20 protein-coding genes, 1 tRNA gene and 1 pseudogene are annotated in these 19,696 nt (G+C 33.6%); 11 read left to right on the forward strand and 11 right to left on the reverse strand.

Annotated elements, in window-relative coordinates; translation table 11 throughout:
• The 5 genes from AC4NPH_RS30530 to AC4NPH_RS30550 all read left to right on the forward strand — a co-directional run bounded on the left by AC4NPH_RS30530 (window position 1) and on the right by AC4NPH_RS30550 (window position 3,349).
• Window positions 1-71: transfer RNA gene (locus AC4NPH_RS30530), tRNA-Glu, on the forward strand.
• Window positions 72-283: 212 nt separating this feature from the next.
• Window positions 284-634, forward strand: coding sequence for a hypothetical protein (locus AC4NPH_RS30535; protein WP_491939347.1), 351 nt, complete (start codon window positions 284-286; stop codon window positions 632-634).
• Window positions 635-680: 46 nt separating this feature from the next.
• A complete protein-coding gene (locus AC4NPH_RS30540; protein WP_049817094.1) occupies window positions 681-887 on the forward strand; it encodes a hypothetical protein in 207 nt (68 codons plus the stop codon).
• An 882-nt stretch (window positions 888-1,769) separates the two neighbouring features.
• Window positions 1,770-2,954, forward strand: coding sequence for a ParM/StbA family protein (locus tag AC4NPH_RS30545; protein WP_097812004.1), 1,185 nt, complete (start codon window positions 1,770-1,772; stop codon window positions 2,952-2,954).
• A gap of 17 nt (window positions 2,955-2,971) precedes the next feature.
• Window positions 2,972-3,349, forward strand: coding sequence for a hypothetical protein (locus tag AC4NPH_RS30550; RefSeq protein WP_097812005.1), 378 nt, complete (start codon window positions 2,972-2,974; stop codon window positions 3,347-3,349).
• A 776-nt stretch (window positions 3,350-4,125) separates the two neighbouring features.
• On the opposite strand, the gene AC4NPH_RS30555 is transcribed toward AC4NPH_RS30550, so the two are convergent.
• The gene (locus tag AC4NPH_RS30555) at window positions 4,126-4,953 is read right to left on the reverse strand and encodes an HAD family hydrolase (RefSeq protein WP_097812006.1); all 828 of its coding nucleotides are present in this window, start codon (window positions 4,951-4,953) and stop codon (window positions 4,126-4,128) included.
• A gap of 384 nt (window positions 4,954-5,337) precedes the next feature.
• On the opposite strand from AC4NPH_RS30555, the gene fsa reads away from it, so the two are divergent.
• The 3 genes from fsa to AC4NPH_RS30570 all read left to right on the forward strand — a co-directional run bounded on the left by fsa (window position 5,338) and on the right by AC4NPH_RS30570 (window position 7,253).
• Complete coding sequence (fsa, locus tag AC4NPH_RS30560) at window positions 5,338-6,006, forward strand: fructose-6-phosphate aldolase (RefSeq protein WP_057274208.1); 669 nt, start codon at window positions 5,338-5,340, stop codon at window positions 6,004-6,006.
• A gap of 799 nt (window positions 6,007-6,805) precedes the next feature.
• Window positions 6,806-6,991 carry a hypothetical protein gene (locus tag AC4NPH_RS30565; protein WP_013060044.1) on the forward strand — a complete coding sequence of 62 codons (186 nt, stop codon included), beginning with the start codon at window positions 6,806-6,808 and terminating at the stop codon, window positions 6,989-6,991.
• 13 nt (window positions 6,992-7,004) lie between these two features.
• Window positions 7,005-7,253, forward strand: a complete 249-nt coding sequence (locus AC4NPH_RS30570) for a spore coat protein (protein ID WP_013060045.1) — start codon at window positions 7,005-7,007, stop codon at window positions 7,251-7,253.
• A gap of 124 nt (window positions 7,254-7,377) precedes the next feature.
• Here AC4NPH_RS30570 and AC4NPH_RS30575 read toward each other — a convergent pair whose 3' ends face one another.
• The 6 genes from AC4NPH_RS30575 to AC4NPH_RS30600 form a co-directional block, all read right to left on the reverse strand.
• Complete coding sequence (locus tag AC4NPH_RS30575) at window positions 7,378-8,613, reverse strand: MFS transporter (protein WP_491939348.1); 1,236 nt, start codon at window positions 8,611-8,613, stop codon at window positions 7,378-7,380.
• 270 nt (window positions 8,614-8,883) lie between these two features.
• Window positions 8,884-10,137 (reverse strand): pyridoxal phosphate-dependent aminotransferase, encoded by a 1,254-nt coding sequence (locus AC4NPH_RS30580; protein ID WP_098315457.1) that lies wholly within the window; start codon window positions 10,135-10,137, stop codon window positions 8,884-8,886.
• A 54-nt stretch (window positions 10,138-10,191) separates the two neighbouring features.
• A complete protein-coding gene (locus AC4NPH_RS30585; protein WP_098598842.1) occupies window positions 10,192-10,869 on the reverse strand; it encodes an RraA family protein in 678 nt (225 codons plus the stop codon).
• A 9-nt stretch (window positions 10,870-10,878) separates the two neighbouring features.
• The gene (locus AC4NPH_RS30590; RefSeq protein WP_098598843.1) at window positions 10,879-11,529 is read right to left on the reverse strand and encodes an RraA family protein; all 651 of its coding nucleotides are present in this window, start codon (window positions 11,527-11,529) and stop codon (window positions 10,879-10,881) included.
• Between the two features lie 109 nt (window positions 11,530-11,638).
• Complete coding sequence (locus tag AC4NPH_RS30595; RefSeq protein WP_098598844.1) at window positions 11,639-12,295, reverse strand: RraA family protein; 657 nt, start codon at window positions 12,293-12,295, stop codon at window positions 11,639-11,641.
• Between the two features lie 125 nt (window positions 12,296-12,420).
• On the reverse strand, window positions 12,421-13,281 hold the full coding sequence (locus AC4NPH_RS30600; RefSeq protein ID WP_098315453.1) for an alpha/beta fold hydrolase: 861 nt from the start codon (window positions 13,279-13,281) through the stop codon (window positions 12,421-12,423).
• A gap of 205 nt (window positions 13,282-13,486) precedes the next feature.
• Between AC4NPH_RS30600 and AC4NPH_RS30605 the strand changes: the two genes are divergently transcribed.
• Window positions 13,487-14,362 (forward strand): LysR family transcriptional regulator, encoded by an 876-nt coding sequence (locus AC4NPH_RS30605; RefSeq protein WP_098315452.1) that lies wholly within the window; start codon window positions 13,487-13,489, stop codon window positions 14,360-14,362.
• A 298-nt stretch (window positions 14,363-14,660) separates the two neighbouring features.
• Here AC4NPH_RS30605 and AC4NPH_RS30610 read toward each other — a convergent pair whose 3' ends face one another.
• Both AC4NPH_RS30610 and AC4NPH_RS30615 read right to left on the reverse strand, forming a co-directional pair.
• Window positions 14,661-15,134: a GNAT family N-acetyltransferase gene (locus AC4NPH_RS30610; protein WP_098278510.1), complete on the reverse strand. Its 474-nt coding sequence runs from the start codon at window positions 15,132-15,134 to the stop codon at window positions 14,661-14,663.
• A 223-nt stretch (window positions 15,135-15,357) separates the two neighbouring features.
• A complete protein-coding gene (locus AC4NPH_RS30615; protein WP_098598846.1) occupies window positions 15,358-15,675 on the reverse strand; it encodes a MazG nucleotide pyrophosphohydrolase domain-containing protein in 318 nt (105 codons plus the stop codon).
• A gap of 102 nt (window positions 15,676-15,777) precedes the next feature.
• Here AC4NPH_RS30615 and AC4NPH_RS30620 point away from each other — a divergent pair.
• Window positions 15,778-16,358: pseudogene (locus tag AC4NPH_RS30620) on the forward strand (LOG family protein).
• Window positions 16,359-16,657: 299 nt separating this feature from the next.
• Here the strand turns inward: AC4NPH_RS30620 and AC4NPH_RS30625 are convergent.
• The gene (locus AC4NPH_RS30625; protein WP_491939349.1) at window positions 16,658-18,049 is read right to left on the reverse strand and encodes an MFS transporter; all 1,392 of its coding nucleotides are present in this window, start codon (window positions 18,047-18,049) and stop codon (window positions 16,658-16,660) included.
• Window positions 18,050-18,216: 167 nt separating this feature from the next.
• Here AC4NPH_RS30625 and AC4NPH_RS30630 point away from each other — a divergent pair, with 167 nt between their 5' ends.
• Window positions 18,217-18,480 (forward strand): ArsR/SmtB family transcription factor, encoded by a 264-nt coding sequence (locus tag AC4NPH_RS30630; protein WP_328265074.1) that lies wholly within the window; start codon window positions 18,217-18,219, stop codon window positions 18,478-18,480.
• Window positions 18,481-18,709: 229 nt separating this feature from the next.
• On the opposite strand, the gene AC4NPH_RS30635 is transcribed toward AC4NPH_RS30630, so the two are convergent.
• Window positions 18,710-19,222 (reverse strand): DUF3231 family protein, encoded by a 513-nt coding sequence (locus AC4NPH_RS30635; RefSeq protein WP_491939350.1) that lies wholly within the window; start codon window positions 19,220-19,222, stop codon window positions 18,710-18,712.
• Between the last annotated feature and the right edge of the window lie 474 nt (window positions 19,223-19,696).

A 19,696-nucleotide genomic window follows, 5' to 3' on the forward strand; every position in this document is an offset into this window, starting at 1 on the left:
GCCCGTTGGTCAAGCGGTTAAGACACCGCCCTTTCACGGCGGTAACACGGGTTCGAATCCCGTACGGGTCATCAAAAGAGCAGTTTGCATATGCAAACTGCTCTTTTATTTATGGTAGATAATTAACTGATTTTAATGGAATAAGGTATGGAGTTTTAATAGGAAAACTTTGAAATAATTGCAGATAATTTTTCTAATGTTGAACTTACTAACACTAGTAATCTAAAAATGAAACTAACATCCCGTGCTATAATAGATAAAAACTAAATACTAGGGGCAATGAATGATGGAAGAATTAAAACAAGGAGACCAAGATGCAGGTAAACTGTATGAGAAAGGGTTTAAGTGGATGCGTTTTGTAAGATTTTTTATGGTTGTGAACCTCATTTTCACCGTAGCTTTAGTAGCAGTTGCCTTAGTAGCCCCTCAAATTCAAGAAACTTTTCGATGGGTAGCATTTGGTGTATATGGGCTTACAGTACTTTATCTTATCTTTATGCGTGAGGTAGCCTTCAGAAAGACATATGGATCTTTGGTAGTTTGGATGCGAACTGTATGGAATTTTAGCTTTATTGCTAGCGCGTTTGGGGCAGTCACTATGTTCGTAGTTAATACTCACTGGACTCTATTTTAAAGGGATACCTGTTTATGTTGAAAGTAAAAATAAAGGAGGAATACATATGAACCCATACGAACAATTTCAATTAAATAAAGAGGTAGAAGAGATGGCTAAACAACGAATTGAAATCCATAAAAAGCGAATACAACTATCTGAAGAGCTGGAAAACAGCTTGGGTAACGAAGAACTCCAAGATAGAATCATCGAATTGGAAGAAGAAAGCCAAAAACTTAAGAAGAAAATTGAAGCTTTACAGGCTAACTTTTGAGCATTGGTATGCTCCCAACATAGTGGACCAGTAAAAGAAAGAAACCTATTCCCACACAAAGGAATAGGTTCAATGAAGTAAGATGATATAGGTGTATATAACTATTTAACATCAAATGCATTTCTATTATAATCTATATTGGAAAATAAAGCACTTACATTTTATAAAGAGCATAAAAAAAATCCGTAACCACGAAGGGTAACGGACTGTTGGAAGTTGATTTTAAGAACCAATATGCATCTATTAGTTTACCATATTATTCATCTAAATGAAAGCGGCTTCAAAAAACTGATACACAATACAAAAAGGCATATAAAAGACACAGACTTATCTGCATAAGATTTTCAAAGGTACATTAATACCCAAAATTGCATCACATTAAAAAATATCATTGTCTTTTAGTAGATAGTTTAAGTGTGATAAAGCTGAATATTCAAAATAAAAGGCTACATCATTTTAAAATGATGTAGCCTTTTATTTTGAATATTAGATGAAATTTGTAAAAAAATAATCAGTTCCTCTACAAGTACATCACATTCATATGAATGATAAATGAATTTTTTGGGGGATGTGTGTATGTACAAACGTACCGTTTTTTATGCATTACGTATCTTTTAGAAAAAGCTCATTTTTTAGTTATGCTTCGAAAAGAGTCTGCATCCTTTTGGTGCAAACTCTTTTTATACTCATGATATAAAGTAAGGTACATAAGGCAATAGATTTGAATATCGTAGGGAATATAGGTTCCACTTAATTTGCATAATTGTTGATATATGTAATGTTTTGTAGATAATTATGTTGTTCCCACATCTTGAATATTTATCCTATATCAAGTACAATAAGTTGAATATAAGTTCAACTTGAAAAAAGAGGTGTTTAGAAATGAAAATTTCACGCTTTAATAAAGACTGCGGTAACTCTGTCGATATGAACATTATGGATGGGTATCTATTTGATTTCCCAACGAATGTAGTCGAACTGCAAAAAGATGCTGCTGATTCGTTCTTTACAGATGCGGTGACAGCTCCAGAAGAATTTAAGAAGCGAATTTTACTTTCTACAACCATTGAGGGGGAAGAGAAAGAGCGTTATTTCTTAGTAGGTGACATTGCAGCTAGTCAATTGCTTGCAAACAATCACATTAATAAATTACATAATAAAATTACAAGTCATATTCCATACATCACTTTTTTAGCAGCGATTGCGTATTACCATGCGTTACATGCCAAAGATAAAAAAGACAATACAATTGAAATTGACTATTTTTCTACCATGTTACCAATCTGGCTCCTTAAGAAAGAGAGCACATTTGGCGCGGCTCAAAAAGCCATGGCCAATCGTTTCTTAGGTGATCATACGTTTACCGTGCATACGCCTGGTTTTGAGAAGACTTTAAAGGTAGTAGTAGAAGAAAGTGCATGCTTAAAAGAGGGAGAAAGTGCACGTTTTGCGTTAAAAAAAGACTTAACGCTTCAAGATCGTGAAGATGCCAATGAGTATGTAGAATGTGAAACAGTCATGGTGGACATAGGCGGTGGCTCCATTGATGTGGTTATTCTACCAGAAGGGTTGAAAGCTGCCAATAGTCGTGAATCGTTCCAAAGCATTGAAGGTATTCCTTATTTAGCTCATATTGATAAATTGCGTAAAGAGAAATTTCTAGAATTATTTACAGACTTACGTGCCTTTGATCAATTTATTCTCGATAACTACAACAAGCAAAAGTTTGTATTAAAAAACGAGAATACAGGTGAATCTATTGATTTAACAAGTACAATCAAATCTTCACTACGAGAATATGTGGAGATTTTATTAGCTAAATTAAATGACGTCGCACCACCACCAGCGAATAAACTACGTAAGTATGTATATTGCGGCGGAGTAGCTCCCACTTTAGAAGTAGCTATCATGAATAGTATGCGTGAGAAAATTGGAGAAGAACGTACGGAGAAGTATCATAAGGTTCCCCAAGATAGCCGCCACTTAAATTTATTTGGCTTGGAGATTCGTAGTATTGGTTATGTTCAAAAGAAGCAAGCAGCAGAGAAGAAAACCGTTAAATCCTAATAACGTAGGTGATAGGGATGTCAGAGCGCCAAAATGCCTTTACGATTAAGACAAATCGATTGAGTGATGAAGTTTATAATAAACTAGCTAAAGCTGCTAAATCGCGTAAGTTAGGAGACTATATTTCATCTTTAATTCTACGTGATCTAGATGATTCATCTAATGGAAGAAAAGCAATAGAAGACAAAAAAACCTACGAAATGCTTGAACATATCAAGAATGAATTAGCTGATTTAAAAACATTAGCCAAAACGACAAGTTTTGTAGGAAACGATTCCTTCCAAAAAGAAGAGCCTTCGAAGGTTCTACAACTAAAAGAAGGAAAGGTTGCAGATTTAGAAAATATATCTGGCTCATTAGACGATGACGACTTAGAAGAATATAACGATTTTTAAACAGTAAAACCACTAGAATCCATCCTAGTGGTTTTTTCTATTTTACATATCACTACTTATAAGGTGGTGATTCATTCATCTTAGGTAGGTTGCTCAATTAAGATATGAAACATTTATATAGCAAAAGCAGGCTTAAACCTGCTACTACTTTGGCGAGTTCCTTTATTTATCATAGGATGTAGTATTTTCGTGTGATAAAGAGAATAAATTCTTTAAGTCAATGTTTTCTATGTCAGTCACATAAGCTACAATCAAAAAAATAAAAATAATCCAGTATATGATTTTTTTCAATCCCCCCAACTCCTTCACTAAAAACAGTATTATGAGAAACACTCAGAATTGCAATAAATAGACATTTAACCGCGATATAAAGGATATTTTTTCTGGTAGCTTTTTAGTAACAACATTTCAACACTTCTGCACCAGAATCCCCTTAACTGTGTATAGTTAATTTATGATTGAGGTTGTTCAATATAGATAGTTCGAAAAGGTACATCTATTTAGATGGTTGGAGGCAATAAAATTTTACGTGACAAGCGAAAAATACAGATACAATGATAAGGCTATTACAAGGAAGTAACGCCCTTATTCCTTTTCATTTTGTTGAACATGTTAGCAAAATAAGTGATATTTTTCGATTGAAATTTATTAACTACAGTTAATAAATTAAAGGTTAAAAGCCTTCTAAAAAAGCCACTCTTTTAGAGTGGCTTAACTGAATTTTTATAGAATGTGCAGAGGTACGGTTTCTTCAATGCAACGGGCATAATTTAATGTTATGTCATGGATATAACATCTCGTGTTTTTGTTAGTTTTAAAAGATGGCGTACTGCATAGGCAAATCCATCCTCATCATTTGTTTTAGTTATTAAATCAGCTTTTTGTTGAATGTCTAGAGGAGCATTTCCCATAGCAACTGAAGTAGTTGCTACCTCGAATTGAGCAAGATCGTTGCCTCCATCTCCGAAAGCAAAAATCTCTTCAAAATTCAGATTCATCATCTGTTGGTAACGCAATATAGCCTTTCCTTTATGAGCTTTGTTTGAAGTGATTTCTACGTTATTAGGAAAAGAAGAAGCCATCGAAATATCAAATTGATCAGCTAATGCCCTTTTTACTTCTTCGACTTTTTCCAATTGCTCGTACTGTACCAAAGCAATTAGTTTATAGATTTTAAGGTTGTCTTTATTTAGAATTTCATCGTAATTGTATTCTTGAAAAAGAGTGGCGAGCTCTTCCTTGCTTTTATTATGTAATGGAGGCAAAGTTGAAGGAAAGCCACCATAATTAGTGTATACAAGAATCCCTACACCAATTTCATTTAGAATTGAAAATATTTTTTTATATGTAGAAACAGATATAGTTGCCTCATACAGCAATTCTCTTGTTTTTGAATATAAAACAGAACCATTAATACAAAAAATAGGAACTTCCATGTTTTGTACCGCCTTTAGTTTAATTACGTCTGTATAGGCTCGGCCTGTATTCAAAATAATGCTATGTCCTTGTTCGCGCAATTCTTTTAAGGTTTTCACATTTTCTTCAGATATTTCATGTTGAGAGTTTAATAACGTACCATCTAAATCAATTGAAATACATTTCATTGTTGGATCTTAATTCCTTTCTCCTCTTTAGTCTTTTGTACGAACTAAAGTTACCTTATTTTTGTTATTACCTAGGATAGCTATATTAAATCACACCTTCTCTAATTATAAAAATTCGGTATGAAACGTTTAATCCCTGCTTTGGGATCTGCTACCAATGAATCAGGAAGAGTATTTCTATAATCTATCTCATAAAAAACCTATAAATAAGAAAAAGAATTCATTTATAGAAAGCGTTTTACTTTATGATCGTGGTAATTTCAGATAGAATAAAAGAAGCTCGTCAGCTATCTTGAAGCCTGGGAAAGTATAGATTTCATACATATAACTCTATTGTAAAGAAAAAATACATTTTGACTTTCAAACTATTGGAGGAAAGAAATCATGAAATTTTTTATTGATACTGCAAACCTTGAAGACATTAAGAAAGCATACAAAGTGGGAGTTTTATCTGGCGTTACAACCAATCCATCTCTAGTAGCAAAAGAAGGCGTAAGATTTGAAGATCGTATTGAAGAAATCCTTCAGATGGTGCCAGAAGTTGAATCTGTTTCAGCAGAGGTAACACCTGATGCAATTACAGCCGAAGATATGATTGCTCAAGCTGAAGAATTAATTAAAATTAATGATGGCGATAAAAATATTACGATTAAACTTCCTATGACGTTAGCTGGATTAGAAGCTACTCGTTATCTTTCTAAAAAAGGTGTAAAAACAAATGTAACTCTTATTTTCACAGTGAATCAAGCTCTCTTAGCTGCTCGTGCTGGTGCAACCTACGTATCTCCTTTTTTAGGGCGGTTAGATGATATTTCAGAGGATGGAGTACACTTAGTATCTAGAATCGCAGAACTATTCCGTGTTCAAAACATCGATTCTCAAATCATTGCTGCATCTGTAAGACATCCAGATCATGTAACTCGTGTAGCAATGGCAGGTGCTCATATTGCAACAATTCCTTACTCCGTTATCGAGCAATTAGTAAAACATCCTTTAACTGAACAAGGAATTGAAAAATTTGCAACTGATTGGGAAAAAGCTGTTAAAAACTAAAACAATTTGAATTTTAACATCAAGTGTGAAAGCTGATTGAGTTTAATGTTGTAGATATATTTTATTTTTTGTCATATGGATGCCTGCGGGCATCCTTTTTTATTTCTCTTTTCTTTCCCAGAGTAGAAAAATAATATAAATTTTTCGATACATCTAATTAGGAATCTCTTTAAAACAACTATAGTAAAAATAGTAATAATTGATATAAATTAATTAATAAATATTTTTTATAAAGTATGAAATTAATATTATTATTAACTCAATAGATAATAGATAAATTTATATCATGAATTAAAGTATTTAATAAATCATTTTTATTAAAATTCTTTTAACTATTACTCAACTTGTAGAAAAAGACGCTATTTGTCATCAGTTAAAGTAAATGATAAAACTTTATTTTTTGTAATGTAGTTTATATATTTACTTATATATAAAAAAACAATTGTTTTATATTTTTAGCTAAATATATCTTGCTGAAAACCTAGAAATATTAAATGTTTGGAGATTTTCTTTTAGTATTCCATAAAAGAATCAATTTCTTGAAAGGGAAGTAGAAGATAGGTTAGTTATGATAAGAAGTAACAATCTCTATTTGTGGCCAATTTATTTAAATAATAAAACTAATCAATTTAACGGGATACTTAATTATTTACTTAACGTAATGTGATTTATATATAGTAACGTTTATGAAAAGTTATATCCACTGTCTCATCAATTCATCTTATTTTTTATTAAGCATATCTTTTTTTATTTGTTTCATAATAAAGAGGAATGAATGAAGAAAGGAAGCGAAATCAATATGCAAAACTTGACGGAGCTAGAAGTAGAGAATTTGCGCCATCTTATTGGAGCACATGGGACACTGATTAATAAATTAGAACAATACGCACAAGAATGCAATGACCCACAGCTTACAGCAATGCTACAAAAAGATGCACGTGACGCTAGAAATACAAAACAACAGCTCATTTCATTTTTAGGATAGGAGACAGATAAAGATGAATGAAAAGGATATCGTAAATGATTATTTAGCAGGTCTTAACGCAAGTTTAACAGGTTATGCCAATATTATTAGCCAAACAAATAACCAACAATTATATGAGACACTTATTCAAATACGTAATCAGGACGAGACACGCCAACGTAGTGTGTATGAGTATGCAAAACAAAAAAATTATTACCAACCAGCTGCTCCAGCAAATTCTACTATTGTACAACAACTTAAAAATCAATTACAACAAGGATAGAAGAGACTACCTAAGCATTAGGTAGTCTCTTCACTTTTAATCTGTATATGTCATTTCTAGTTACCATAATGGATTTTATCGGAAACAAAAAGCTTCTAAGAAGGACTTTCTTAGAAGCTTCTTATTACTTACACTTCGAATTTCTTGATAAACCCATTCTAGTAGCATACTTTGATTTTTTTGTTGTAATACTAACTAAACAAACAGCAGCTACTATTGCGAGTACAGAAAAACTTGCAATTAAAGTGACTAATCCATTCCATCCAAAGTGACTATAGACTAATCCACTGGTCGTTCCATTAATACTTGATCCACTATAGTAAAAAAATAAGTATAGCGATGAAGCTTGTGCTTTGTCATGTGTAGATACTTTACCAATCCACCCACTTGCAATAGAGTGTGATGCAAAAAAACCAAAGGTGAAAACAGCAATCCCTAAAATTTTGATCCACATAGTTGTGTTTAATGTGATACAACTACCCATTAACAAGATAAAAAGAGAAATATATAATATTTTCCCTTTTCCATGTTTATCTGAAAGTGAGCCCATCCATGTAGAACTAAAGGTACCGACGATATAAACAATAAATATAAATCCAACTAGTGTCTGACTCAAATTATAAGGTGGTTTAATAAGTTCAAAACCAATATAGTTGTACAAAGATGCAAAAATACTACTTACTAAAAAACCAATGATAAAGATGCAAATAAGGGCTGGTTTTTTAAGATGGTTAAATAGTGATTTTATAAGTTGTGTAAACACGAATTTTTTAGGTGTAAAATTGGTAGAACGCGGAAGCAATAACCAAAAGATAAGACTAGATAGTAATGTGATAACCCCAATACCAATAAGGCCTGCATGCCAATTGATGTAATCTCTTAATGCCCCAGCAATAATACGCCCTGACATCCCTCCAATTGAATTTCCACTTATATATAAACCCATTGCCATTCCTAGGCTTTTAGGTTCGATTTCTTCACCTAAATAAGCCATTGCAACAGCTGGAAGTCCTGCTAACACAATCCCTTGTAATACCCTTGTTAAAATCAACAAATGAAAATCAGGCGAAAGTGCCGTTAATATAGAAAGAATAGAAGACAATGCTAAAGATAATGTCATAATGGGTTTGCGTCCAAATACCTCTGATAAAGAACCAGAGATCAACATACTGACTGCTAAAGCAATTGTTGTCGAGGAAAGTACTAAACTTGAAGTAGCTGGTGAAACTTGAAAGTCTCTTGATATTTCAGGTAGTAAGGGTTGTGTTCCCCATAGTATAGCAAAGGTACTAAAACCACCTGCAAATAAAGCTAAATTAACTTTCTTAAAAGCAATGGTTCCACGTTCAATATAACTCATTCTTATACAAACCTCTCATTTTATATATATAAATTTCCATCATATCTTGCCTAATAACAGCAAGTAGGATAAATTAAACGTTTACTGTATTTAAATTCTCATCGCAGTGGAATTTTCAAAATAGAGAAGGCTGTAAAGCTTTTTTTCAAAATCGCTTTACAGCCCGATGAATTCCTCATTTACTTAAATAACAATTAATTTATTGTATTATTAATCAAATCCTGTTAGGTTAACAGGATTTTTATTTAAAGAATTTTTTAATATCAGGTTTTATAAAGTTACGTTGTTTGATGCTACCATGGCATCTTTAATTTTAGTTGCAAGGCCGTACATCTGTGTAGATGGAACAGAACATGCTGCTATACGAATTCCCATTGAAAGTGGTGCTACGAATATCTTTTGATCGATTAACCGATTGCTTACATCTTCTGGATTCTTGCAGGGAATTGTAATAAAAAAACCAGAATAATAAGGTAATACTTTAAGATCCACTTTCTTGGCTTCATGAAGAAAAATATCAGCCCGTTCTTTAATTAACATATTATATTTTTCTCGTTCAGAGTTAACTTTAGTTAAAAGAGAATCATCATTATAGATAGTACCTAGCAGGGACATACAACCACGGTTTACATTTGACCATCTGGCGCGACTCGTTACTAGAGTCACGTTTTCAAACTCTTCAATTACAGTTTTATCTGATGATACACCAATTAATGCACCAGTTCGTTGACCGTACGCAGTAAATCCTTTAGACATGCTAAAAGCAAATGTTACAAGTATGTTAGCAGGGAGATTACCGAACTTTTTCATAAATGAACGTGCTTGAGTAGGATTCGATGTATAATCAATGTACGCAATATCAACAACTAACGTAATAGTTTTCATAGTATTATGAGATTCCTGTACAATAATCTTAAGAATCTCATCCCATTCTTCATTGGAAATACTATACCCCGTAGGGTTGTGATTAGGTGAATTCAAAATAATGACTAAATAATCCTGTTCAAAGAGTAGATGTTTAACCGACATTAAAAACGATTCTAAATTAAACTGCATTTCATTGTTCAATAATTCAAATGTTCGTAGAAACCTTCCAGTTTCTCTACATATAGTTGTATACGGAGTCCAATACCAATCATGAGTTAATATCGTATCACCGACGTTTGAATAATTCCAAATGGCATTAGAGATGGCTCCAGCGCCTCCAGCACTAGCGACTGCGCGTATATATGCATCTGGTGTATACTCGCCAAACGTATGTTTAATGGCAGCTTCTAAAAAAGTTGGAATACCAGCAACCGGACTGTAGCTAATCATCTCTTGAATAGGCATTTTACGAAATTGTTCTTCTACAGTTGGTAGGCAAATTAATGTTCCAGTATCATCTGTAATAGCACCCATTGAAGCATCTACTACATTCTCCTTACCATATTGAATGCTTGCTTGTTTAGCAGCCATACCTGTACCAAACAGTTTATCAACATACACTTTACCTTGAGCATGAGGTGCAACTCTAGTTTCCATCACACAATCTCCTTATTTTTTTTGATTGTCGGATATTAAAAGATCTGTAACTAGTTAATCCAAGATTTCGCATCCTTTTTTATGGAGCATTTCATCTATCCACGCTCTATCCCAAGTTCCATTTTTAATATCAGCCATGACTTGTTCTTCTTTCGCTACTGTTTCAAGTCCTCTCTCTAGAACTCTCGGTGCATCCTTAGGATTAATAACTACAATTCCATCTTGGTCACCAACTAGAATATCTCCGGGATGAACAGTTACACCTCCACAAGATATGGGTGTATTAATTTCACCTGGTCCATCTTTATATGGCCCAGCTGGTGTTACGCCTGCTGCATACACAGGAATAGTCATGTTTCTAATATGATTCACATCTCGAATAGCTCCATCGATTACAAATCCTGAAATTCCTCGTTTTTGAGCCCAAGTAATCATCAATTCTCCAATTAAAGCATTACTTGTATCACCTTTTGCTTCGACCACAATGACGTCTCCTGGAGAAGCCATATCAATCGCTTTATTCAGGATCAAATTATCTCCCGGACGGGTTTTGACTGTAAAGGCCGTTCCAACAAGTGATGCTGAGTTATAGGCTCTAATCTTATCCCCTATACAAAAAGTACGATTCATCGTATCCGCAATATTAGATACGGGAATGTTGGCAAAAGAATCAATTAAATGTTTAGAAGGACGAGGGATATGTTGATAAATTCTGAATCCGACATTGCTCATGGTATCCTTTTACTCTCCTTTTGTTTGTAGGCTGTGATAATTGAAATAAGAGCGTGCTTCTTTTAAGCTCATCCCTTTTTCTGTTGCTAAACGAATTTGATGTTCTGCTCCCTCAATTTCAATTGCAACTGTAAGCACTTTTTCTTCTATCTCTTGAGGTATAACTACAACACCATCAGCATCGCCAACTATAATGTCGCCAGGACGAACACGAATATTAGCAATAGATACTGCTTCTCCTATAGAATCTACTTGTACTCGATCTTTACCCGTTCGCATATAACGGCTAGAACTAAACACTGGATAATTTAATTCAAGAATGAGGTTAGTGTCTCGGCAAACGCCATCTATGACGGTACCCGTAATTCCTTTACATTTTGCTACTCCTGTCATAATATCTCCCCAAACTGTACAGTCGAGGCGACCTTGATTATCAATAACAACTATTTCGCCAGGTTTTACATCATCGATAAAGTCTCCTACAGTTCCTTTTTCAATAGATACTGGCCCATATTTTACTGTAAAAGCTCGTCCAGCAATTTTCCATGAAACAGAATTAGACTTAATACCAAAACATTGGCCGTCAATCCCTAACTTGTCTAATGCATCAGAAATCGTTGAAGTATCTATTTTGGTGAGAGATTCAATAATAGGTTCCATAAAATTAATTCTCCTCTTTTATTAGTATCTAACATGTTTTTTATGTGGGGTGAAATTTCATTTTTCTCGTTTTATATTAGAATATAAGGGGAATTCTTCTTAAAAATTATTATTTAAGCATTTTTTCATAGTTATATTTTGTATCTACCTCTAGCATAGACGCACCATTTCTAATTTCTTTTATCATGTCTTCTTCTTTTTGAAATAGTACTTCTGCTCTTTGTAAAACCTCTTCTGCTTTCTCTTGAGGGACCACTACAACGCCACTTCTATCAGCCATTACAATATCTTTTGGGCGAACTTGAACTCCTCCAAATTGGACCATTATATTTGTTGCTTCTTCCATCACTCTTCCTCGAGCTGTTGCGACAACAGGACCTCTTGCATACACACTGAAGTCAGCTTCAACATAATCATCTACGTCACGGCAGGCTCCATCGATGACAACCCCAGAAACTCCTTTTGCTTTAGCTCCGTTTGCCAAAATGCCTCCCCAACATGAAACATCCAATCGTCCACTGTTATCAACGAGAATAATATCTCCTTCTTTTGCAGCTTCAATAGCATGTACACCTAAATGGTTAGGACTTTTAGTAAGACCTGCAGAAACCAATTTTACGGTGACTGCTTCTCCAATAATTTTCTTACAGCCTTCCCACGTCGGGCTAATTCCATAAGTAGATCCCTTTAGCCCAAGAGCATCTAGTGCATCGGATACATTAGTAGTCGATAATTTTCCAAACCTTGCACGGTACTCTGCATTCATGTTTTCACCTTCCAACTAATTTTTATAATTTATTTAACAAGCAAAAGTACTCTACGAATAAGAAAGTAATTTTGCTTATATAAATAGCTCTTTTGTACAGTTACTGTTGAATTCATCATATTAGGTTATTTATTTTCATCCTCTAATTGAACATGTTTTTCTGATAACGTTGAATGCTTTTTCTCTGCATTCTCTTGAAAGTCAGCAATTGCTTTCCACATTAATGGAGGATTGGAATACATAGGGAAATGACCGCAGTTAGGGATTTCTTCTAAACGAACACCTTCTGATTGAATATGATTAAGGTATGTTAAATTATTGTTTTGGTCACCGTACATAAACATTTTAGGAAAAGGGAGACCTAGGAACTTGCTCATTAAATCAGCATGATCAGATAGATGAACCATTGATTCAAAAATTCCTCTTACAGCTCCTGCTCGAACTTTATGTCGTAGGCTTGAAGCATATAAAGCACTTGAATATGCTGGCGTATGGCGTGTGCGTTCAATAAAATGTTCAAAGAATTCTTCTGCATCATCATAAGGGTATTGAATAATTTGTCTGCTAAGAAAACAGTCCTCCGGTGCAATGTTACCTTCTATATTTGTAAAGCTTACTACTCTGTCTGGATATTTGTGAGCAATCATTAGTGCTGTGAGTCCACCCATCGAATGGCCAACAAGGTGAAAACGTTTGAAGTTAACGCGTTTGATTACCTCCAATGCAACCTTTTCTAGAAAAGGTATAGATATTTGAGACAAATCTGAACAGTAGCTTTCTCCACATCCTGGTGCATCGTATGCGAGAAATGGATGATTAGAAAAAGCCGAATGTCGAACAATGTCAGCATAATCTTCTTTAGTTGACCCAAAACCATGTAGAAAAACAATCGGACAAAGTTCACCACTGCGATGAATAGCTGAAATCCCTAAATCAGTGCCATCTAAATCAAATGAAAATTGAGAATGACTAAATTCTTGTTGCATAGAGATACTCCTTTACTTCTAAATTCAAACTTTCAAAACGTAAATATTTTATTTATTAAATTGTTATAAGAAAGGGGGATAAAAAGGGTCATAAAAGTAATCTCCCCCTTTGAAAATAAGTTTATCAGGGTATAATATATATGAAAAATACTTATTTCATGTAATATATATACGATTTCTATATAAATGAACGGAAGTGTCTTGTATGGATATAAAACAATTGATTTACTTTTTGACGATAGCTGAGGAAGGTAATATTAGTAAAGCAGCAGAGAGACTTCACATGGCTCAGCCGCCTTTAAGCCAACAACTGAAACTATTAGAAGAAGAGCTTGGAGTTATACTATTCCAAAGAAATACTCGCAGGATGCAAATTACAGATGCAGGACAACTCCTGCAGAGTAGAGCTCAGCAAATTATTGAACTTATGGAAAAAACATCAAAGGAATTGAATGATTTAAAAGAGGGATCCCAAGGAGTACTTTCTATAGGCACAATTTCTTCAGCTGGTGAAACCTTAGTTCCTATAGTAGTGCAAGACTTTCATAAAGCCTATCCTGGTGTTGATTTTCGTATTAAGGAAAGTAGTACATTTGAAATTCTTGAATTAGTTAAACGGGGAGTAGTGGAAGTTGGGGTTATTCGAACACCATTTAATTTAGAAACATTTGATCATATTAGTCTTCCAGAGGAACCGATGATGGCAGCTGCCATGGATTCATTGTTGGATATGAACAAAACATCTATGAATTTAGATGAACTAAAAGATAAACCATTACTTTTTCACAATAGATATGCAAATAATATAGAAGAAGCATGCAGAAAATCTGGATTTGAACCCAAAGTGAAGTGCAGAATAGATGACACAAGAACAATGCTCAATTGGGCAAGTAGTGGAATGGGAATAGCTTTAATTCCTCGAGATATGATGACCTTGATACCAGATAGTAACCTTCGCTTTATTGAAATTAAAGACCAAACTCTTGCAACAAAGATAATTATAATATGGAAAAAAAATCATTACCTCTCTACACCAGCTAGGCATTTTTTAGAGTTCTTCAAGTCAAAAAAACTTATTTAGATAATTAGTTCTTTATTAATTAATTTACTTCTATATTCATAAACAGACCTTTCTTTATCAAGCAAAGAGTGAGTGCACAGCACATAAGTATGAAATTGAAAGGTGAAAAATTTGATATGAAATACCTAACGTTTTTACCTTTCAATTTCCTCATCTCGATCCATCTATTTTGTGTTAACTAAACAGAATACAAAATACGATGTTTTAGATGTAATCCAATACATGTTTACATAAAACGTGTTCTAGGAAGGGGATTTCGTATAGAAATTAATTTTGGTTATTTTCCCTTATTACAACATCAGACCAAATGCTTTATAAATAGAACACGATCCTGATTAATTCCATCATAGTTAGTATGTAAAGCTACATTATCTAAATTCTTATCGCCTTGTTCAATTCTAAATCCCATTTTTGTATGATAAGCAATTGAGGCTTTATTAACAGGGGACGTTACACATCGAACAGTATTTCGCCCATTTTGTTTAATAACATCAAAGAAACGACTATATAACTGTTTTCCAATCTTCTTTCCTCTATGTTCTGGATGAACTCCAACAAAATGAATATATGCTTCATCCATATGGGATTGAGATAAGAAACCAATTAGAAACCCTATAATTTCACCTTTTTCTTCGGCAATAAAACTTGTGTTTTGAAAATGATCAAAAAATAGCTTTGGCAGCATATCAGACATTTGTCTACCGTTCCACCACTCGTTAATTAATGGAGATATTACGTAATAATCTGTTCCCTCTACTGAACGAATTTTCATTCTAACCTCTCCTTATTTATTTATAAATTCACTCAATTTAATGCTATCACTCCAATAGTTTAACCACTAGTACAAAAGTGCATAGGATATACAATTGTAGTCAACATAATGTAACTTATAGGAATTAAATGCTAAAAGAGAGACCAAATATGCTGTCTCCCCATTGTTAATATGTATTTTGCTTAATATATCGTATCGCTTATTAGTATGTAGCTCCTAACCCTTAACTAGAATAACGCGCTGCAAGTTTATCCTTATGGGATTGAAAGATCTCTTCTAGAGGAATATCATACTTATTGGCAATTACAATTAAGTTGCCTAACACATCTCCTAGCTCTTCCGTCAATTCTCTCTTATTTTCTTCTAAAGTACTAGCTACTTCATCTGGTCTATCTCTCCCAATTTCTAAAGCTCTAATAGCTCGTGCAACTTCACCTGTTTCTTCAGCAAGAAAGCCAATTCGAACAAAAATATCTAAGTCCGACCAACCTCTCATCTTATAGTAGTCCTTCACCCATCGTTGAAATTCTGTTACATCCATTGATTGGTTCCACCTTTCATTTTTAAAGATCCACCTAAGTTTAACAAATGATCTATTATTATGTATAATCATTAACGGTGATTTACTTAGGAGGGGATACTTTTGAAAAGACTAGCTGTATTTTGTGGCTCAAGTAAAGGGGCATCTGATCTTTATATTGAAGGAGCAAAAGCTTTAGGAAGAGAGCTTGCTAAGCGTAATATTGCTCTTGTATACGGAGGCGCAAGTGTCGGTGTAATGGTGCTGTTGCCGATGCCGTTTTAGAAGAAGGTGGCCATGTAATTGGGGTCATGCCGAGTTTTCTTGAAGAAAGAGAAATTTCTCATAAAAACTTATCAGAACTTATTGTTGTCGAATCTATGCATGAAAGAAAAGCCAAGATGGCAGAACTAGTGGATGGGTTTATTGCATTACCAGGTGGCCCAGGTACATTAGAGGAATTCTTTGAAATTTTCACATGGGCTCAGTTAGGCTTACATCAGAAGCCATGCGGACTTTTAAACATTAATAACTATTACACACCACTTGTATCATTATTTAATCACATGACGGAAGAACAGTTTTTACAGGAAAAGTATCGTTCTATGGCTCTTGTAGATACAAAGCCACAAGGGTTACTTGATCAATTTAATACATACCAACCACCTTCAGTAAAAACATATATTACAAAAGCTCAAAGTTAACATAATCAATGTTTTAGGTGCCAAAGACAAACTTCAATCGTATATTCTGATTTTTATGGATAATATTTCATATGACGAGCAAACTACTCAAGATACGTGAAGTATCACTTTTAATACCTTGATACGTTACTGAAAAACTCCTGACCAACGACAGGAGTTTTTTCTCTTTTTATGATGTATATGATATACAAAGTTAGTTAACATAATCAACGTTCTAGGTACAAAAATAAGTAATGCCTATTAATTAAGGCATTACTTATTTAATGAATATTGTTAATGAGTAATTGGCAAAGAAATCTTTACCGGTGATGGGTACTATCCTTTTTATTACTATATCGGAGAGATTTAATCGAAAATGTGTTTGCCCAGGATAAGTAGGTGTACGCTAGGGCAGAGATGATTATTGTACATAGTATGAAATACTGTATAACGATTTCCTTTGGAAGGAGATCTAACATGATAGAAACAATCATCACACTTAAAACACTGCCCATTTGACGTGCAAGATTTACTAAAGAGGATATTTCATTATGGTACATTTCATCAGTTGCCAAGAAGGCTGCATTCATTAATACAGGAGCAATTGCTCCAGAAAAACCTAGAAGGATAAAGCTGGCTGGAATAAGAGGAGGTACTTTTGTTATCGAAAAGTAAACGAATAAAATTATACTTCCACTTATAATTGCAAATAAACAAAGTTGTTGTGTTAAAGTTTTCCCGAACTTATTAACTAATATGGGTGATAAAAACGATGATAACAACATCGCAGATAATGTTAATGGCAGAAATTTAATACCGGTTTCAAGGGATGATAGATGCAAATTTTCTTGGTAGTAAATGGAGATGAAATATATAATTCCATATATTGAAAAGTTATAAGTGAAACCATTTATCAAACTTGAAATATTTAATCTTGAAAACATTTGTCGTTGTACAACGTGAGTAAGATTCTGTTTGAACTTTTTACCATAGTTCCACCCCAAAAACAGTAGCGTTAGGAATCCTGTCATAAACAGAAATGGAAATTGGATCATCATTTTATATTCATGAGTTATATATACAAATGTAAAAATAAGTAGTACTACTGTCATTTGCTCCTTTATAAACATTGAAATATCTTCTTTTTTAATATCTTTAATAGCTGTAAATGCTGTTACAATAACAATCAAAGTAAAAGGTATATTGATAAAAAAAATGCTTCTCCATCCCCATAATTCATTGAAAAATCCTCCAATCATAGGGGAAAATGCAAAACCTATGCCTGATGTACCTGACCAAATACCGAATGCAAGGGCACGTTTTTGTGGTTCTATTACAGTTGAAGATAGCAGTGTGGTAGCAACAGGAGCAAACAAAGCTGCCCCAATTCCTTGGAGAACCCGAGAAATAAGTAAATTATTATAAGTTACTGATAAACCACAAAATAATGAACCTATCATAAAAATGCTAATCCCTGCAATAAATGCATTTTTTGCTCCAATCCGTTTACTCAATCTAGCAAAGAATAATATTAGTGAAGCGAACGCCAAGACATAACTATTCACGATCCATGACGTTTGTGAAATGGTTAAATTGAGTTGTTGGCGTAAGGGTGGAATGATGATGTTTACAATATTTGTATCTAAAATAATTAAAAAACTACCAATACAAATGCTTACTAGGCTAATAATTTCTTGTCGTGTGAACCTCATACAGAAAATCCCCTCATTTCAAATAAATTTGAATTATTATTATTATGATTCAAATTTATTTGAAATGTCAATAACCTAACGATTATAATAAATTTATGATAAAACATAATCATGTAACCGATACATTTAGAGTACTTCAGGATCCAATACGTATAAGAATTATTGAGATGCTACAATTTGAGCGTGAAAGGAGAGAATTTTTACCTGATACATTTGAGGCAAAGGATGGATTTTGTCCAATGGATATTTTAACGATTTTAAATGAAGAAGGTATCAATATTTCAAATACTAAATTGTCTTATCATCTCAAAGAATTAAAGAAAAATCACCTTATTAATTTGGTGAAAGAAGGCAAACGCTATTTTTATCTGTTTAACAAAGATGGTTTAGAAGTGATTTTAAGCTGGATTAAAAATGTAATGGAAGAATAACAAACAGTAAATGGAGCAAACTACTCAAGATGCCGTGAGGCATCCAGCAATCCAACACGAATCTCTTCTCCAAGAGCAGAAAACCAACCTTTAGGACTCAGAGGTTGGTTTTCTATTTTTTAAGATGACAATGATATGCAACATTAGTTAACATAAAACGGCTTCTAGGAAATAAAAAAGGTATCTCTATTTGCTAAGAGACACCTTTTTTTCTATAGAAAGCTAATCGTTAACAATCCGTATTTTTAGACTTATGAAGAGGAGGAGGAACTAACCAGCCTTTTTCTTTATTAAGTCGTAGAAACTTTCCACCAAGAGCTATTTTTTGCATATGAATTTGTGCAAACATGGCTGCGATATCTTCACGAATAGATTGTCCAATCAGTTGACTACAAGCAACTAGACCAGCAGCTATATCCATTGAAATAGCTGTAGCAATTTCGGGATCTTGAACACGTGCACCTACTGGAATATCGTCTAAACATGCCTCTGGACGTTCAGGTGGAGTCGGTGGTAAAGCCACTCCATTTGCTTTTAATAACGTTTCTATACCTTTCATTTCCTGCTGGCATTGTTCGATTGTTTCTTGGACTAACTTATGTAGATCCTTGTCTCCTACATGATTTAGAAAAGTTTGATAGCCAGCTACTAACCCTTTTGAAGTAGAAAGATATGACCATGTTCCAAATACCTCACCATAATGCATCGGTTCATCTGTAGGATTTCCACTTAAAATACCCATTGTTATCCTCCTTACGAAATTCATGATAGTGTGCCACCTTTCTTGCTATGCACATGTATAACGTCTCCAAATCTTGTTTTATTATTCTCCCACTGATATCAAAAAATGAGTTCATTAAAGAATATAATTTCATATTTCAAGCAAACTAACCGAGATGTTTAGAAGAACATCATCTACTATACCCTTGTTATAAAAGAAACAACTACCTTTCAAAATTGGGGTAGTTGTTTTTTTATACATAATTTCTCCATACTTTGAACAAACTACTTAAGATGTATAAAATCATCACGACTAACTTCTAATTACGTCACGAAAAAAGCTATTGGCTCCTGATGAGCCAGTAGTTTTTTTCGTTTTTTAAGCTGTATATCATATGCAAAGGTAGTTAACATAATCAACATTATAGGTACCCATTTAATTTAACCTTATAAAGCAAATGGTCCTTTATTTTATTATTGGATACTTCAAGAGAAC

This window comes from Priestia sp. MDV22-iso46, from assembly GCF_058629175.1.

Bases quoted from the DNA above. Each gene is read 5' to 3' on its own strand.
- AC4NPH_RS30535 (WP_491939347.1), top strand. From the start codon at position 284: ATGATGGAAGAATTAAAACAAGGAGACCAAGATGCAGGTAAACTGTAT.
- AC4NPH_RS30590 (WP_098598843.1), bottom strand. From the start codon at position 11,529: ATGGAACCTATTATTGAATCTCTCACCAAAATAGATACTTCAACGATT.
- AC4NPH_RS30610 (WP_098278510.1), bottom strand. From the start codon at position 15,134: ATGAAAATTCGTTCAGTAGAGGGAACAGATTATTACGTAATATCTCCA.
- AC4NPH_RS30545 (WP_097812004.1), top strand. From the start codon at position 1,770: ATGAAAATTTCACGCTTTAATAAAGACTGCGGTAACTCTGTCGATATG.
- AC4NPH_RS30570 (WP_013060045.1), top strand. From the start codon at position 7,005: ATGAATGAAAAGGATATCGTAAATGATTATTTAGCAGGTCTTAACGCA.
- AC4NPH_RS30605 (WP_098315452.1), top strand. From the start codon at position 13,487: ATGGATATAAAACAATTGATTTACTTTTTGACGATAGCTGAGGAAGGT.
- AC4NPH_RS30580 (WP_098315457.1), bottom strand. From the start codon at position 10,137: ATGGAAACTAGAGTTGCACCTCATGCTCAAGGTAAAGTGTATGTTGAT.
- AC4NPH_RS30555 (WP_097812006.1), bottom strand. From the start codon at position 4,953: ATGAAATGTATTTCAATTGATTTAGATGGTACGTTATTAAACTCTCAA.
- AC4NPH_RS30540 (WP_049817094.1), top strand. From the start codon at position 681: ATGAACCCATACGAACAATTTCAATTAAATAAAGAGGTAGAAGAGATG.
- fsa (WP_057274208.1), top strand. From the start codon at position 5,338: ATGAAATTTTTTATTGATACTGCAAACCTTGAAGACATTAAGAAAGCA.
- AC4NPH_RS30600 (WP_098315453.1), bottom strand. From the start codon at position 13,281: ATGCAACAAGAATTTAGTCATTCTCAATTTTCATTTGATTTAGATGGC.
- AC4NPH_RS30550 (WP_097812005.1), top strand. From the start codon at position 2,972: ATGTCAGAGCGCCAAAATGCCTTTACGATTAAGACAAATCGATTGAGT.
- AC4NPH_RS30625 (WP_491939349.1), bottom strand. From the start codon at position 18,049: ATGAGGTTCACACGACAAGAAATTATTAGCCTAGTAAGCATTTGTATT.
- AC4NPH_RS30595 (WP_098598844.1), bottom strand. From the start codon at position 12,295: ATGAATGCAGAGTACCGTGCAAGGTTTGGAAAATTATCGACTACTAAT.
- AC4NPH_RS30630 (WP_328265074.1), top strand. From the start codon at position 18,217: ATGCTACAATTTGAGCGTGAAAGGAGAGAATTTTTACCTGATACATTT.
- AC4NPH_RS30575 (WP_491939348.1), bottom strand. From the start codon at position 8,613: ATGAGTTATATTGAACGTGGAACCATTGCTTTTAAGAAAGTTAATTTA.
- AC4NPH_RS30585 (WP_098598842.1), bottom strand. From the start codon at position 10,869: ATGAGCAATGTCGGATTCAGAATTTATCAACATATCCCTCGTCCTTCT.
- AC4NPH_RS30565 (WP_013060044.1), top strand. From the start codon at position 6,806: ATGCAAAACTTGACGGAGCTAGAAGTAGAGAATTTGCGCCATCTTATT.
- AC4NPH_RS30635 (WP_491939350.1), bottom strand. From the start codon at position 19,222: ATGGGTATTTTAAGTGGAAATCCTACAGATGAACCGATGCATTATGGT.
- AC4NPH_RS30615 (WP_098598846.1), bottom strand. From the start codon at position 15,675: ATGGATGTAACAGAATTTCAACGATGGGTGAAGGACTACTATAAGATG.